Source organism: Mycolicibacterium xanthum (assembly GCF_019710635.1).
GTDB classification, from domain to species: Bacteria; Actinomycetota; Actinomycetes; order Mycobacteriales; family Mycobacteriaceae; genus Mycobacterium; species Mycobacterium xanthum.
Genome location: NZ_JAIFZS010000042.1, coordinates 22,852 through 38,610 on the forward strand (window position 1 = coordinate 22,852; position 15,759 = coordinate 38,610).

The following is a 15,759-nucleotide window of genomic DNA, read 5'->3' on the forward strand; positions in this document are numbered from 1 at the left end:
CGGATCGCCGAATAGCTAGCCCAGCCAATCCAATACCGCCGCCGCGGTCCAGGACTGCTGCATGCTGCCCAGCGGTTCGCCGGTGAACGGCTCGTAGTACTCGGCGAACGTCCCGTCGCTGGCCTGGCGCAGGCCTTCCCGGCGCAGAAGCGAGGCCCGTTGGGCCCAGCCGCGCCGCGCGAAGCACCACGAGAACAGCCACGTCATCACCGGCCACACCGGCCCGCGCCAGTACTCGCGGGGCCGGAAGTCGCGCGACACCGGCGACGTCGACGGGATCAGCGCGTAGGCGAGGTCGGGGTGACCACAGAACCGCGGACCCTCCAGCAACCGCAGCAGCGCCCGCTCCCGGTCGTGGGGCAGGCCGCCGCACAGCAGCGGCGCGAACTGCGCCACCGTCTCGGTGGTGATCCACCGTTCGGCACGCAGGTCGTAATCACGTGCCGCGCCGGTCCTTTCGTCGGTGGTCGCGACGACGCCGGAGCGGAACCGATCGGCCCACGCGTACAGGTCCTTCACGTCGGCGCGGGGGCGCTTGTAGTCCTCCCCGATCTCGGCGAGCACCTGGCAGGCCACCGACAGGATGGCCGACACGAACACGTCCTCGACCGCGAAGCTGACCGACTTGGCCAGCAGTTCGTCGTCGTAGCGGGCCGCCTTCATCTCCTCGACCAACCACAGGTAGCGGTCGTACTCGAGGTCGCTGGGCCGCTGGGTGGCGTCGGTGTTGATCTTGTTGTCCTCGCGCTGGTACTCCGGCACCTCACCGGGCATCACACTGGCGTACGCACCGTCCCAACGCGGAGAGTTGTCCATGCCGGACTCCCAGCCGTGGTACACGGTGACCCGGCCGCGTTCGTTGGGGTCGCGGCACTCCACCAGCCAGCGGTGCCAGCGCATCAGGTCGGCCCACCGCCGGTCCAGGAACGACTGGGCGACCGCGCGGGTCGACCGGCCGCGGGTGCTGGCGTGGTCAAGAATGCGCTGGACCGCGATGGCGTGCACGGGCGGCTGGGTGATGCCCGACGTGTGCCGGGAGCGCGGCGCGTTGGTGGCCAGCGCCGAACACGCCCACCGGGCCGGACCGGGGAAATAGCCGTCCACCCCGTTGGCGAACACGATGTGCGGAATCATCCCGTTGAGCCACTGGGCCGACAGCAGTGTGTCCAACTCCACCACGGCACGCTCGACCGACAGCGGGGCCAGCCCGATCGAGACGAACGCGGCGTCCCAACTCCACATATGCGGGTAGAGCAGGGGCGCCGCGGTGGTCATCACACCGAGGTCATTGCCACGCAGGAGATAGGCGGCACGGGCCGCCAGTTGCGTGGGCGCGAAGGTGGGATCGGCTGGCATCGCCTTTCATGATGCGACGACTGCGCCCGACTCGCAGGTCGGTAGGGTCCACAGGGTGCCGACCGCGATGATCACCGGGGCCGCCGGCGGCCTCGGGACCGCCCTCGCCGACGCCCTGGCGCCGACCCACACCCTGCTGTTGGCCGGGCGGCCGTCGCCCCGGCTGGACCGGGTGGCCGAGCGGCTGGGCGCCACCACCTGGCCGATGGATCTCGGCGATCCGGACTCGCTGCCCGCCGTCGTGGAGACCATCGACGCACTTGACGTGCTGATCCACAACGCCGGCGTCGCATACCCGGGCCGGGTCGCGGAGTCCAACGTCGACGAATGGCGCGCCACCATGGCCGTCAACGTCATCGGCCCCGTGGCGCTCACGCTGGAGCTGCTGCCCGCGCTGCGGGCCGCCGCCGGTCAGGTGGTGTTCATCAACTCCGGCGCCGGGATCAACGCCTCCCCCGGCCTGGCGTCCTACTCGGCGAGCAAGTTCGCGCTACGCGGCTTCGCCGACTCACTGCGCAACGACGAGCCGTCGCTGCGCGTGCTGTCGGTGCATCCGGGCCGGATCGCCACCGCGATGCAGGAGGATCTGATCGCCTACGAGGGCCGGGAGTACGACCCGCACCAGTTCCTGAGCCCGCAGACGGTGGCCCGCCTCACCGCCGACGCGATCAACGCGCCCGCCGACGCCGACGTCCGCGAAATCGTCATCCGCCCCCGCTGACCGGGATTTCGGTGTAGATCGTCAACGCCGGCGTGACGAACTACACCCGAACAGCGGTGCGGATGGTGGCCAGTACCCGCTCCGGGTACTGGGTGAGGTCCAGCCAGGTGAACCGCAGCACCTGCCATCCGTTCAGCGCGAGCACGTTCTGTCGAACGCGGTCGTTCTGAAAGTCCTGCTGGTCGCTGTGAAACGCCCAACCATCCACCTCGATGGCGACCTTCGCCCCGCGAAAGGCCACATCGACGACATACCCGGCGATACGCACATTGCTGCGCCAGCCGGTGATCCCTGCCGTCCGCAACAGTTTCGTCAGCCTGCGCTCGGCTTGCGAATGCGTGCCGTCAGCGGCCGCTTGCAGCAGGATGCGTGCCACCGGTGAGCCGTGTCGTCCCTTGTTACGCATATGCGCGGCCCACAACTGGGACAGAGTCGCATCGCGTTGCAGCGCCCGGTCCATCACCCCGCTGTTGCCCCTCCCCCGTACCGCTGCCTCGATCGCGGTCAGGGGCAGTGCCGTCACACGAAGGCCCCGACACTCCACGACATCGGTCGGCCTGAGATCGCGCCGGCGCAATCGCGTCCCCTCCCGTTTGCGCCCGCTTCCGTTGCGCGGCATCGTCACTTCGACAATCTCCGGCGCGAATCCGGTCAAGCCGTGCCACCATGCGGCAGCGAGTCCGCTGGCCACTGCATGCTCGCCGAACGACCACACTGCCGCCCGGATGCGAGCGGCATCGGTGAAGGCCCGGTCGTCGACGAAGAACACCCCGCGCGAACACTGCCGCCAGTCGCCGGACTGAACCCGCCGGTTCACCGCCTGTCTGCTCAGCCCCGCACCCCGCGCCTGCGCGAGTGTGATAACCCCATCGTGGTAGCGAAGGAGGTCGTTCAGCACACTCACCACACCGAACTGACGCGCCGCTACCCCGCTCGGTTCCAACCCCTGCGATTCCGGTGTCGAACGTCAACACCAGCGTGACGAACTACACCGAAATCGCTACACGACGACGTTGACGAGGCGGCCCGCGACGACGATCACCTTCTTCGGGCTGCGCCCGTCGAGGAAGGCCAGCACCTTGTCGTCGGCCAGCGCGGCGGCTTCCACGGCGTCGGCCGCCGCGTCTGCGGGCACCGTCACCCGCCCACGGACCTTGCCGTTGACCTGCACCGGGTACTCCACGGTGTCCTCCACCAGGTAGCGCTCGTCGGCCACCGGGAACGGGCCGTGCGCCAGCGATACGCCGTGGCCGAGCCGGCTCCACAGTTCCTCGGCCAGATGCGGCGCCAGCGGAGCCACCATCAGGACCACCGGCTCCAGCGCGGCCCTCGAGGTCACCGCCCGCTTGGTCAAATGGTTGGTGTACTCGATGAGCTTGGCCGCCGCGGTGTTGTTGCGCAGCGCGGCGTAGTCCTCGGCCACCCCCGCGATGGTGCGGTGCAACAGCCGCTGGGTGTCGTCGTCGAGGGAGTCGTCGGTGGCACGCGTCGCGCCGGTCTCCTCGTCGACGACCAGTCGCCACACCCGTTGCAGGAAACGGTGTGCGCCGACGACGTCCTTGGTGGCCCACGGCCGCGACGCCTCCAGCGGGCCCATCGACATCTCGTAGACCCGCAGCGTGTCCGCGCCGTAGTCGTCGCAGATCTCGTCGGGCGACACCGAGTTCTTCAGGCTCTTGCCGATCTTGCCGAACTCCTGGTTCACCGGAACCTCACCGTCGGGCCCGGTCCAGTAGAACCCGCCGTCGCGTTCGACCACCTCCGCGGCGGGGACGTACGCACCCCGCGCGTCGGTGTAGGCGAACGCCTGGATGTAGCCCTGGTTCACCAGCCGCCGGTAGGGCTCGTGCGAGCTGACATGGCCCAGATCGTGCAGCACCTTGTGCCAGAACCGCGAGTACAGCAGGTGCAGCACCGCATGCTCGACACCGCCGACGTAGAGGTCCACGCCACCCGGATCGTCGGGGCCGTGCTCGGCCGGCCGCGGACCCATCCAGTACGCCTCGTTCTCCTTGGCGCACATCTGTTCCTTGTTGTACGGATCGGTGTAGCGCAGCTCGTACCACGAGCTGCCCGCCCACTGCGGCATCACGTTGGTGTCGCGGGTGTAGGGCTTGAATCCGTCCCCGAGGTCGAGCTCGACGTTCACCCAGTCGGTGGCCTTGGCCAGCGGCGGCGACGGTTCGCTGTCGGCATCCTCGGGATCGAACAGCACCGGCGAGTAGTCGGGCACGTCGGGCAGCTCGACCGGCAGCAGCGATTCCGGTAGCGGATGTGCCCGCCCGTCGGCGTCGTAGACGATCGGGAACGGCTCGCCCCAGTACCGCTGCCGGGCGAACAGCCAGTCCCGCAACTTGTACTCGACCCGCGCCCAACCCCGCCCGTCGGTGATCAGCCGCTCGGTGATCGCCGCCTTGGCCCCCCCGACGTCCATACCGTCCAGGAAATCCGAGTTGACCACCGGTCCGTCACCGGTGAACGCCTCCTGCGAGATGTCTCCGCCGGCAACGACTTCCACGATCGGCAGGCCGAATTCAGTGGCGAATTCCCAGTCCCGCTGGTCGTGGCCCGGCACCGCCATGATCGCACCGGTGCCGTACCCGGCCAGCACGTAGTCGGCGATGAACACCGGAACCTGTTGTCCGTTGGCCGGATTCGTCGCGTACGAGCCGAGGAACACGCCCGTCTTGGACTTGTTCTCCTGCCGCTCCAGATCGGACTTGGCCGCGATCGTCGCCCGGTAGGCGGCGACCGCCTCGATCGGGCTGGCGGCGCCGAACGTCCACCGCGGATCGACGTCGGCCGGCCAGGCCTGCGCGGCCAGACTGTCCACCAGATCGTGCTCGGGGGCCAGCACCATGTAGGTCGCCCCGAACAAGGTGTCCGGCCGGGTGGTGAACACCTCGATGTCGCCGGCGTTCGGCCCCGAGCCAGCGCGGAAGAGCACGGTCGCACCGGTGGACCGCCCGATCCAGTTGCGCTGCATGGTCTTGACCTTCTCCGGCCAGTCCAGCACGTCGAGATCCTCGAGCAGCCGGTCGGAATACTCGGTGATCCGCATCATCCACTGCCGCAACCGTTTCCGGAACACCGGGAAGTTGCCGCGCTCACTGCGCCCGTCGGCGGTGACCTCTTCGTTGGCCAGCACCGTGCCCAGGCCCGGGCACCAGTTGACCACCGAGTCCGACAGGTACACCAGCCGGTGGGAATCGACGACGTCGGCCCGCTCGCCGGCCGACAGCTGCGCCCAGGCCCGGCCGTCGCCGGTGCTGCGGGCACCGGCCTCGAACTCGGCGATCAGCTCGGCGACCGGCCGGGCCCTGCCGAGGTCGCGATCGAACCAGGCGTTGTAGATCTGCAGGAAGATCCACTGCGTCCACTTGTAGTAGTCGACGTCGGTGGTGGAGAAGCTGCGGCGCTGGTCGTGGCCCAGGCCCAGCCGCCCCAGCTGACGCCGGAAGTTCACGATGTTGGCCTCGGTGCGGATCCGCGGATGGGTCCCGGTCTGGATCGCGTACTGCTCGGCGGGCAAGCCGAACGCGTCGAAACCCAACGCGTGCAACACATTACGTCCGGTCATCCGGTAGTAGCGAGCGTACACGTCGGTCGCGATGTAGCCCAACGGGTGCCCGACGTGCAGACCTTCGCCCGATGGGTAGGGGAACATGTCCTGGACGAACATCTTGTCGGTCGGCACCGGGCCGCCGTCCGCGGGCGCGAGTGAACCCACCGGGTTGGCCACGTCGAACGTCCCGGACCGCACCCAGGTGTCCTGCCAGGACCGCTCGATCTCACCCGCCAGCTCCGCGGTGTAGCGGTAGCGGGGTGTGTCGGCAGCGGCGGCGGGCTGCGCAGTCGGCGTTTCGGTCACATCACCAGGGTATAAGCACCCCGATCGCCGATTTTCCCGCCACGGGTTGATCTCGGTTCCGTTGCGGATGCGTCAGGGGTTGGTTCCAGGTCGATTCCAGGGGTGGTGACCGTCCGACGGGCGCGGATACATTCATCGCCTGACGCGGGTACGACCACCCGCAGTTGACGATCGGGACCGATGTCGGGAAGGACTGGGAGGCTTCACTCGATGAGCGAAATGCCCCGCCGCTGGCGGGTTCTGGCAGCAGGCATCGGGGCGTGCGCCGCAGGCGCCGCCGGGGTGCTGGGGTTTGCGGGCACGACGGCTTCGGCCGAGCCGGTGCTCCCGCAGCCGACGCTGCCCGCTCCGGCCACGATCACCCAGACGGTCACCGTGGCACCCGGCGCCGCCCCCCAGGCCGTCATCGGCCAGTCAGGTGTGACACCGGGCACCGCAGGGCCGGCCGCCGTGCCCGCAGGGATCACCGCACCGGCCGCACCGGCCGCACCCGCGGTGCCGCCGGCGCCACCCGCGACCATCGCGCCGGCCAGCACCGGGACCCTCAGCGACTTCTTCGCCGCCAACGGCGTCGCGCTCGAACCCCAGTCCAGCACCGACTTCCGGGCGTTGAACATCGTGCTGCCGATGCCGCGCGGCTGGTCACATGTGCCCGACCCCAACGTTCCCGATGCGTTCGCGGTGATCGCCGACCGGGTGGGCGGCAACGGTCTCTACACGTCGAACGCGCAGGTCGTCGTCTACAAGCTGATCGGCGAGTTCGACCCCAAGGAAGCCATCAGCCACGGGTTCATCGACAGCCAGCAGTTGCCCGCCTGGCGGTCCACCGATGCCTCGCTCGCCGACTTCGGCGGCATGCCGTCCTCGGTGATCGAGGGCACCTACCGCGAGAACGCGATGACGCTGAACACGTCGAGGCGCCATGTCATCGCCACCTCCGGAACCGACCGCTACCTGGTGTCGCTGTCGGTGACCACCAGTGTCGACCAGGTGGTCGCCGCCGCGAGCGCCACCGACGCCATCGTCAACGGCTTCAAGGTGAGCGTGCCCTCGGCCACACCGCCGGTCCCGCCGGTCCCCGGGCTACCGATACCCGCAGCACCGGCGCCGGCCGCGCCCGTCGCGCCGGTCGCGGCCCCACAAGCTCCTGCTGCTCCCGCGGTGGCCGCGCCACCGCAGATGCTGGGACTGCAGGGATAGTCGACGTCCCCCGGGCGAAGCCTGGCGCCCGGGGGACGACCCCAACCCGGTGGCCGTATTCTGAGGCCCATGTTGGTCGCTGCCGTGGTGTGTCTGTGCGCGGCCGTCGTGACCGGCGGCCTCGGCGTCTGGTCGCTGACCCGCCCGCCGTCGCGGGACTACGTCCGGCAGGTGCTGCGCGCGGTGGCGCCGACCCAGGTCGCGGCGGCCGTGATGCTGGCCGCCGGCGCCGTGGTCGGCCTGGTGGCCGCACCGCCGATGTCGGTGGTGTTGTTGAGCGTCTGCGTGCTCGGCGCGATCGGCACCGTCGGGGCCGGGTGCTGGCAGAGCGCCGCGGCGGTAGCGCGCGACGAGGCCCGCCGCAACGCCGGACCCGGCTCCGCCTGCGGCGGTGGCGCCTGTGCGACATGCACGCTGTCGTGCGCAGAAACCCGCTAGTTGCGGCTCAGGTCGATCGGATGGGTCGCCAGCAGCGACACCGGCATCGGCTGACGGCGCAGCACCCGGGCCCATAGATCGGCCTTGGGCTCGACGAGGACGTCGGATGGCAACGCCGACAACACGATCCAGTCGTCGCGTTCGATCTCGCCCTCGAGCTGGCCGATCGTCCAACCCGAATAGCCCGCGAACACCCGCACCCCTTCGACGGCCGGAGCGATCGCGTCGGGATCGGCGTCGAGATCGACCAGCACCATCCGGCCCTGCACGTGTCGCAGGCCGGGTACCCCGGCCGGATCCACCCCGACCCGCAGGGTCGCCAGGCACAGCGCCGCGTCGCGCTTGACCGGCCCACCGATGAACATGGTCTTGGGCTTGGTGGCCAGCTTGGCCCACTGCGGCAGCACGTTGTAGACCGCCGTCTCGCTGGGCCGGTTGAGCACCACGCCCAGGGTGCCGCCGTCGTTGTGTTCGACGACGTAGATCACGCTGCGCCGGAAGGTGGGCTCCAGCAGATCGGTGTTGGCCAGCAGCAGCGTGCCCGCGCGTACCCGGTGCGCGGCAGGCGCGACGAAATCCTCCGGGTCCTCAGGCGCAGCCACCTGACCATCATGGCACCACCGCTGGGCGATAGTGGCGAACAAGCGCGGGCCGAACCGATATTTGTACTGTGGGTCCGGTCGCCGACAAATCCGGCGTTCGACCACTGCCTTCAGGATGTGACCCGTGCCCGACGCCCGCGCACCCCTCGCCGCGTGGCGTGCGGTGCGGGCACTGCCCGAATTCTGGCGGCTGTTGGAGTTGCGGGCGGTCAGCCAGTTCGGCGACGGGTTGTTCAACGCCGGACTCGCCGGCGGACTGCTGTTCAACCCGGAGCGGGAAGCCGCGCCGTGGGCCATCGCGGGATCGTTCGCGGTGCTGTTCCTGCCGTACTCGCTGCTCGGCCCGTTCGCCGGCGCGTTACTGGACCGCTGGGACCGGCGCCTGGTCCTGATCGGCGCCAACAGCGCCCGGCTCATGCTGGTGCTCGGCGTGGCCGCGCTGCTGGCCGCCGGCATGGGCGACATTCCGATCCTGTTGGGTGCGTTGATCGTCAACGGGTTCACCCGGTTCGTCTCGTCGGGTCTGTCGGCCGCCCTTCCGCATGTGGTGCCGCGCGAGCAGGTGGTCACGATGAACGCGGTCGCGGTGGCCACCGGCGCCGCGGCGGCGTTCTTCGGAGCCTTCTTCATGTTGTTTCCCCGCTGGCTGTTCGGCTCGGGTGACTCCGGAGCGGCGACGATCATCGCGCTGGTGATCGTTCCCGTCGCGGTGGCGCTGTGGTTGTCGGTGCGGTTCCCGCCCGGCCTGCTCGGGCCCGACGACAGCGGACGGGCGGTGCACGGCTCGGTGGCCTACGCGGTGGCCACCGGCTGGCTGCACGGCGCACGCACGGTGGCGACCGTCCCCTCGGTGGCGGCCACCCTCTCCGGTCTGGCCGCCCACCGGATGGTGTTCGGCCTGAACACCCTGCTGGTGCTCGTGATGGTGCGCCACACCGACACCGCGGGGGTGGCCGGCCTGGGCATGACGGCGCTGTTCGTCGCCGCGACCGGCACCGGATCGTTCCTGGCAACCGCGCTCACCCCGATCGTGGTGCGGCGCTGGGGCCGTTTCGCCGCACCCAGCGGGGCCCTGGCCTTCGCCGCCGTCGTGCAGCTCGGCGGCGCGGGCCTGCAACTGCCGGTGATGGTCGTGTGCGGGTTCCTGCTCGGCGCGGCCGGGCAGGTCGTCAAGCTGTGCGCCGACACCGCCATGCAGGTCGACGTCGACGACGCCCTGCGCGGGCACGTCTTCACCGTGCAGGACTCGTTGTTCTGGATGTCGTTCATCCTGGCGATCACCGCGGCCGCGTCGGTGATCCCGCCCGACGGCCACGCGCCGTGGCTGGCCGTCGCCGGCGCCGGCGTCTACCTGGCGGGTCTGGTGGTGCACGCAACGGTGGGACGGCGGGCCCGCCCGCCCGGATAGGGTGGCCGGCATGGCCGCAGCCGCCCCGATCGTCGCCGATCTGCGCGCCGAGAGCGACGCCCTCGACGCCCTGGTACGTGACCTGCCACCCGAGCGCTGGGCCACCGCCACCCCGGCGGCCGGGTGGACGATCGCCCATCAGATCGCCCACCTGTCGTGGACCGACCGGACGGCACTCACCTCGGTCACCGACGAGGCCGGCTTCGCCGCGATCCTGAACGAGGCGGCCAAGGACCCCACCGGATTCGTCGACGCCGCCGCCGAGGAGCTCGCCGCGACTCCGCCCGCCGAGCTGCTGGCCGACTGGCGCACCACCCGCGCCGCGCTGCACGACGCCCTGCTGACGGTCGCCGACGGCCGCAAGCTGCCCTGGTTCGGCCCGCCGATGAGCGCCGCGTCGATGGCCACCGCGCGGCTGATGGAGACCTGGGCGCACGGCCTGGACGTCGCCGACGCGCTCGGGGTGGTCCGCACGCCGACGGCGCGGCTGCGCTCCATCGCCCACATCGGGGTGCGCACCCGCGACTTCGCCTTCACCGTGCACGGGCTCACCCCACCGGCCGAGCCGTTCCACGTGAAACTGACCGCGCCACCCGGCGCCGCCGACGCCGAATGGACGTGGGGACCCGACGACGCCGCCCAGCGGGTCAGCGGTTCGGCCGAGCACTTCTGCCTGCTGGTCACCCAGCGGCGACCGCGCTCACAGCTGAACGTCGTCGCCGAGGGGCCGGACGCCGAGCGGTGGCTGGACATCGCGCAGGCGTTCGCCGGGCCACCCGGGGCCGGTCGCGGCTGACGAGCGCGCGTTGATGCACGGCCGACGCGGCGCGCCGCCGTGCAGCCGCGCGCTCTCGCGCAACCGGGGGCTAGGGGCTTCCGGCGGTGTCGGCGCGGCCGTCGCCGTCGGTGTCGGCCAGCCGGACATCCCAGCGGCCGTCGCCGTCGGTGTCCACCCAGGCCACCCCCGCGCCGAACGCCCGATCGGCCAGACCGTCACCGTCGGCGTCGACCAGCCGCTCCGCGGTGGCTGGGTCGCCGTCCACGTCGACGGGGTCGCTCGCCGGATGCTCGGCCCCATCCAGGCCGAACCAGCGCACCGCCGCGCCCCGGCCCGGTCCGACCGTCCACGTTCCGGTCCCGTCGTCGGAGACGTGCGCCTCCGCGACGCCGTCGTCGTCGAGGTCCAGCGTCGCCAGGTCCGCGATCCCGTCGCCGTCGAGATCGGAGAGCACGTCGTCGGTCAGCCCGTCGCCGTCGACGTCGACACCCTCGACCCGCGGGCCGCCGTCGACCGACCACATCGTCGCCGAGCCGTCCGGGTCACCGAGGCAGTAGTCCACGGATGATCAGACGCCTGAGCCGCCGCTCTCGTTCCACCACCTCTTGAGCTCCTCGACGGCCTCGTCGTGGCTGAGCGGGCCGCGGTCCAGCCGGACCTCCTTGAGGTGGTTCCAGGCCTTTCCGACCTGCGGGCCCGCCGGGATGTCCAGGATCGCCATGATCTCGTTGCCGTCGAGGTCGGGCCGCACCCGCGCCAGATCCTCCTTGGCGGCCAACTCCTCGATGCGCTGCTCGAGGTCGTCGTAGTTGGCCTGCAGCCGCGCCGCGCGACGCTTGTTGCGGGTCGTGCAGTCGGCCCGCACCAGCTTGTGCAACCGGGTCAACAGCGGCCCCGCGTCGGTGACGTAGCGGCGCACCGCCGAGTCGGTCCACCGGCCATCCCCGTATCCGTGGAACCGCAGGTGCAGATACACCAGCTGCGAGACGTCGTCGATCATCTGCTTGGAGTACTTCAGCGCGCGCATCCGCTTACGGGTCATCTTCGCGCCGACCACCTCGTGGTGGTGGAAACTGACCCCGCCGTTGGCCTCGTGCCTGCGGGTCGCCGGCTTGCCGATGTCGTGCAGCAGCGCGGCCCAGCGCAACACCAGATCCGGTCCGTCGGCGCCCTCCAATTCGATCGCCTGCCGCAGCACCGTCAACGAGTGCTGGTACACGTCCTTGTGCTGGTGGTGCTCGTCGATGGCCATCCGCATCGCGCCGATCTCGGGGAGCACCACCTCCCCCAGCCCGGTCTGCACCATCAGGTCGATCCCGGCCACCGGGTCGGCGCCCAGCAGCAGCTTGTCCAGCTCGGCGGCCACCCGCTCGACGGTGATGCGGCCGAGTTGCCCGGCCATCTGCTCCAGCGCCGTGCGCACCCGCGGCGCCACCGTGAAGCCCAGCTGCGCGACGAACCGTGCGGCCCGCAGCATCCGCAGCGGATCGTCGCCGAAGGACACCTCCGGCGCGGCCGGGGTGTCGAGCACACCGACCCGCAGTGCGGTCAGCCCGCCCAGCGGGTCGAGGAACTCAGCCGGTCCGGCGGCAGTGATCCGCACGGCCATCGCGTTCACGGTGAAATCCCGGCGCAGCAGGTCGTCGGCGAGGTTGTCGCCGAACCGCACCTCCGGGTGACGCGACACCTGGTCGTAGGTGTCGGCGCGGAACGTGGTCAGTTCCAACCGGTCATCACCCTTGCCGACCCCGAGCGTGCCGTACTCGATGCCGGTGTCCCACAGCGCGTCGGCCCAGCCCCGCAGAAACCGCTGCATCTGCTCGGGGCGCGCGTCGGTGGTGAAGTCCAGATCGGTGCCCAGCCGGCCGAGCAGGGCGTCCCGCACGCTGCCGCCGACCAGGTACAACTCGTGGCCGTGGTCGGCGAACAACCGGCCCAGCCCGCACAGCACCTCACGGTGACGGTTCAGCGACACCTGCGCGGCAGCCAACAGCTCGGCCGCCGGTTCACCGGTCACGCTCTCTCGCCTACGGTCTGGCACGTCCGGTGAGCCTACTGGTCACAGGCATGTCACCGACCGGCGAGTGCGGGGAGCCGCGCTGATCATGCCAGCTACTATCGCTTGGGTGTCGGACGGCGAGCAGCCCAAACCGCGACGGCGCCGGGGTCGGCGCCGCGGTCGGCGCGCCGCGGGTCCGCCCGGGTCGGGCGCCAAGAACCCCTCCGGCAACCCCACCCAGAACCTCGCCCGGGCAGCGGGTGACGAAGACAAGCCGATTCCGAGGCCGCCGCGGTCCCGGCCGCGCAGGCAACCGGACCGGCTGCGCACCGTGCATGAGACCTCGGCGGGCGGGCTGGTCATCGACGGTATCGACGGCCCCAAGGGCGAGCAGGTCGCGGCGCTGATCGGCCGCATCGACCGGCGCGGACGGATGCTGTGGTCGCTGCCCAAGGGTCACATCGAGATGGGCGAGACCGCCGAACAGACGGCGATCCGCGAGGTGGCCGAGGAGACCGGAATCCAGGGCAGCGTCCTGGCGGCGCTGGGCAGCATCGACTACTGGTTCGTCACCGAGGGACGGAGGGTGCACAAGACCGTGCACCATTACCTGATGCGCTTCCTCGGCGGTGAACTGTGCGACGAGGACGTCGAGGTGACCGAGGTGGCCTGGGTGCCGCTCACCGAACTGCCGTCCCGGCTGGCCTACGCCGACGAACGCCGCCTCGCCGAGGTCGCCCACGAGCTCATCGACACGCTGCACACCCACGGGCCCGACGCGCTGCCGCCGCTGCCGCGAACGACCCCGCGGCGCCGCGGCCAGACCCACTCGCACACCCGCAAGCACCGACCCGATCCCACCGCACAACCCCAGCCCGGCCGGCGGACGAACGGCTGCGGACAAGGGCCGTGACCGTCCTGCCGGACCATGTGTGGCTGCGGCCGGCCGCCATGATCCTCGCGCTGGTGTTCGCGCTCGCACCCGCCGCAGTCGTACCGGTCGCACACGGCCAGCCCGGACCCGCCTCCTTCCTGCACCTGCAGATCGACAACGTGACCCCGGAGGTCATGACCACCACCAGCGACCCCCTGGTGACCGTCAGCGGCACGGTCAGCAACGTCGGCGACCGCGCGGTCCGCGACGTCATGGTCCGGCTCGAGCACGCGGCCGCCGTGACGTCGTCCACCGCGCTGCGCACCGACCTGTCCGGGAACGTCGACCAGTACCAGCCGGTCTCGGACTTCGTCACCATCGCACCCGAGCTGGCCCGCGGCCAGCAGGTGTCATTCCGGCTGGCCGCACCGTTGCACAGCACCGGCCACGCCTCGCTGGACATCGTCGAGCCCGGCGTCTACCCGGTCATGGTGAACGTCAACGGCACCCCCGACTACGGGGCTCCGGCCCGGCTCGACGACTCCCGATTCCTGCTCCCGGTGATGGGGGTGCCACCCGCCGAGGGCGCCGACGGCACCCCGGGCGATCTGCTCGCCTCCGCGGTGCCCCCGGACACCACCCGGCCCGTGGACGTGACGATGTTCTGGCCGCTCGCCGACCGGCCCCGGCTGGCGGCGGGTGCACCCGGAGGTACCACCCCGATCCGGCTGATCGACGACGACCTGGCGACCTCGCTGAGTCCCGGCGGCCGCCTGGACACCATGTTGTCGGCGGTCGAGTTCGCCACCAGCCTGGAGGTCGATCCCGGCGCGGAGGTCACCCGGGCGCTGTGCCTTGCGGTCGACCCCGACCTTCTGGTCACCGTCAACGCCATGACGGGCGGCTACGTCGTCAACGACGCCGCCGACGCCGGCCCCCAGACGCCCACCCACCCCGGTACCGGCCAGCAGGCCGCCATCGACTGGCTCAACCGGCTCAAGGCGCTGGCGCAGCGCATCTGCGTGGTGCCGACGGTCTACGCCCAGGCCGACCTCGATGCGCTGCGCCGGGTCGGCGACCCGGGGCTGTCCGCCCTGGCCACCAAGGACCCCGCCGACATCGTCGATCAGCTGCTCGGCACCGCCGCGGTACGCGGCGTCACCCTGATCGGTGACGGTCCGCTCACCGCGCCGGCGGTCGAGTTGCTCTCCGAGCAGGGGCCCACCGTCGCGATCGGCGCCGCCGGACTGACCGGGCCCGGCGAGTTCGGCGACGGTCTGCCACAGATCGCCGATACCGCCCCGGTCCGCTACACCGCCAACGTGGTCGCCGCACCGTTCGACCCGACGGTCGGCGCCGCCCTCGCCGGTGCCGGTGCTGTGCCGGAGTCGCCGTCGTACCTCGACCCGTCCCTCGATATCCCGCTCAAGCAGGATTCCCCGGTCGCCCGGCGGCAGGACGCGCTCGGCGCACTGCTGTGGCGAAGCCTCTACACCGACTCCGCACCGCGCACCGAGATCCTGATGCCGCCGCTGATGTGGAACCTGACCCCCGATGACGCCCAGGCGATCCTCACCGCGCTGGCCAGCGGCATCCGGGCCGGCCTGGCCGTGCCGCGCCCGCTGCCCGCGGTCGTCGCCGCGGCCACCGCGACACCGGAAACGACGCCGCTGCCGACCGGCCCACTGGGCAATCCCCGGGGCCGCTTCGACGACGGTGTCGTCTCCGGCATCGCCGGTGTCACCGGCCGCCTGTGGGGACTCGATGCGGCGCTGACCACCGACGAACGCACCGGGCTGACCGGCACCCAGTACACGGCGCCGCTGCGGGAGGATCTGCTGCGCGCGCTGAGCCTGTCGGTCCCGCCCGACGCCCGTAACGGCCTGGCCCAGCAGCGGCTGACCACCGTCGGCCGCACCGTGGAAGACCTGTTCCACGCGGTCACCATCGTCAACCCGGGCGGGTCCTACACGCTGGCCACCGAACGCAGTCCGCTGCCGCTGGCGCTGCGCAACGATCTGCCGGTGCCCATCCGGGTGCGACTGGACATCGCCGCCCCGCCCGGCATGACAGTCACCGACATGGGCGAGGTCGTGCTGCCGCCGGGGTTCCTTCCGATCAAGGTCCCGATCGAGGTGCACTTCACCCAGCGGGTGGCCGTCGACGTCGCCCTGCGCACCGCCAACGGCCTGGCACTCGGGGAACCGGTGCGGCTGTCGGTGCACTCCAACGCCTACGGCAAGGTGCTGTTCTTCATCACGCTGTCCGCGGGTGCGGTGCTGGTGCTGCTCGCCGGCCGCCGGTTGTGGCACCGCTTCCGCGGCCAGCCCGACCGCGCCGACATCGAGAACGATCCGCACCGCCCCGACCCGATCGACGTGGCGCTGGCCTACGACGAGGACGACGAACCCCGGCCCCGGCACCGCCCGCGCCGGGCCAGGACGCCCGCCGGCGGCGACGGTGACTGACCCCCGCCGGACCGGACCGCGGCCGGAACTGTCCGACTCCGCGG

The 15,759-nt window shown here is 71.1% G+C and carries 13 protein-coding genes; 7 read left to right on the top strand and 6 right to left on the bottom strand.

The annotated features are described in order from the left end of the window. Nucleotides 1–15: 15 nt before the first annotated feature. Nucleotides 16–1,356: a glucosylglycerate hydrolase gene (gene ggh, locus JDV09_RS16575; RefSeq protein ID WP_221370238.1), complete on the bottom strand. Its 1,341-nt coding sequence runs from the start codon at nucleotides 1,354–1,356 to the stop codon at nucleotides 16–18. Between the two features lie 55 nt (nucleotides 1,357–1,411). Between ggh and JDV09_RS16580 the strand changes: the two genes are divergently transcribed. After that, a complete protein-coding gene (locus JDV09_RS16580; protein ID WP_308124146.1) occupies nucleotides 1,412–2,077 on the top strand; it encodes an SDR family oxidoreductase in 666 nt (221 codons plus the stop codon). A gap of 40 nt (nucleotides 2,078–2,117) precedes the next feature. Here JDV09_RS16580 and JDV09_RS16585 read toward each other — a convergent pair whose 3' ends face one another. Both JDV09_RS16585 and leuS read right to left on the bottom strand, forming a co-directional pair. Further along, entirely contained in the window at nucleotides 2,118–2,975 is an 858-nt protein-coding gene (locus JDV09_RS16585; RefSeq protein WP_221370239.1) for a type IV toxin-antitoxin system AbiEi family antitoxin domain-containing protein, read from the bottom strand. A 102-nt stretch (nucleotides 2,976–3,077) separates the two neighbouring features. Then, nucleotides 3,078–5,948 (bottom strand): leucine--tRNA ligase, encoded by a 2,871-nt coding sequence (leuS, locus tag JDV09_RS16590; protein ID WP_221370240.1) that lies wholly within the window; start codon nucleotides 5,946–5,948, stop codon nucleotides 3,078–3,080. 210 nt (nucleotides 5,949–6,158) lie between these two features. Here leuS and JDV09_RS16595 point away from each other — a divergent pair, with 210 nt between their 5' ends. Both JDV09_RS16595 and JDV09_RS16600 read left to right on the top strand, forming a co-directional pair. Then, nucleotides 6,159–7,148 carry an LpqN/LpqT family lipoprotein gene (locus tag JDV09_RS16595; RefSeq protein WP_221370241.1) on the top strand — a complete coding sequence of 330 codons (990 nt, stop codon included), beginning with the start codon at nucleotides 6,159–6,161 and terminating at the stop codon, nucleotides 7,146–7,148. Between the two features lie 69 nt (nucleotides 7,149–7,217). Next, nucleotides 7,218–7,586, top strand: coding sequence for a hypothetical protein (locus tag JDV09_RS16600; protein WP_221370242.1), 369 nt, complete (start codon nucleotides 7,218–7,220; stop codon nucleotides 7,584–7,586). On the opposite strand, the gene JDV09_RS16605 is transcribed toward JDV09_RS16600, so the two are convergent. After that, nucleotides 7,583–8,188, bottom strand: coding sequence for a YqgE/AlgH family protein (locus JDV09_RS16605; RefSeq protein WP_221370243.1), 606 nt, complete (start codon nucleotides 8,186–8,188; stop codon nucleotides 7,583–7,585). The two genes, JDV09_RS16600 and JDV09_RS16605, sit on opposite strands and share 4 nt — an antisense overlap. Before the next feature lie 124 nt (nucleotides 8,189–8,312). On the opposite strand from JDV09_RS16605, the gene JDV09_RS16610 reads away from it, so the two are divergent. Then, nucleotides 8,313–9,596, top strand: coding sequence for an MFS transporter (locus tag JDV09_RS16610; protein WP_221370244.1), 1,284 nt, complete (start codon nucleotides 8,313–8,315; stop codon nucleotides 9,594–9,596). 10 nt (nucleotides 9,597–9,606) lie between these two features. Beyond that, the gene (locus tag JDV09_RS16615; RefSeq protein ID WP_221370245.1) at nucleotides 9,607–10,392 is read left to right on the top strand and encodes a TIGR03084 family metal-binding protein; all 786 of its coding nucleotides are present in this window, start codon (nucleotides 9,607–9,609) and stop codon (nucleotides 10,390–10,392) included. 70 nt (nucleotides 10,393–10,462) lie between these two features. Here the strand turns inward: JDV09_RS16615 and JDV09_RS16620 are convergent, their stop codons facing one another. Together JDV09_RS16620 and JDV09_RS16625 are read right to left on the bottom strand one after the other, a co-directional pair. Beyond that, a complete protein-coding gene (locus tag JDV09_RS16620; RefSeq protein ID WP_221370246.1) occupies nucleotides 10,463–10,936 on the bottom strand; it encodes a pullulanase in 474 nt (157 codons plus the stop codon). Nucleotides 10,937–10,942: 6 nt separating this feature from the next. Further along, nucleotides 10,943–12,391 carry a CCA tRNA nucleotidyltransferase gene (locus tag JDV09_RS16625; RefSeq protein WP_221370247.1) on the bottom strand — a complete coding sequence of 483 codons (1,449 nt, stop codon included), beginning with the start codon at nucleotides 12,389–12,391 and terminating at the stop codon, nucleotides 10,943–10,945. A gap of 109 nt (nucleotides 12,392–12,500) precedes the next feature. On the opposite strand from JDV09_RS16625, the gene JDV09_RS16630 reads away from it, so the two are divergent. After that, on the top strand, nucleotides 12,501–13,286 hold the full coding sequence (locus JDV09_RS16630) for an NUDIX hydrolase (RefSeq protein WP_221370248.1): 786 nt from the start codon (nucleotides 12,501–12,503) through the stop codon (nucleotides 13,284–13,286). Nucleotides 13,287–13,324: 38 nt separating this feature from the next. After that, the gene (locus tag JDV09_RS16635) at nucleotides 13,325–15,715 is read left to right on the top strand and encodes a DUF6049 family protein (protein ID WP_221370302.1); all 2,391 of its coding nucleotides are present in this window, start codon (nucleotides 13,325–13,327) and stop codon (nucleotides 15,713–15,715) included. Nucleotides 15,716–15,759: the final 44 nt, after the last annotated feature.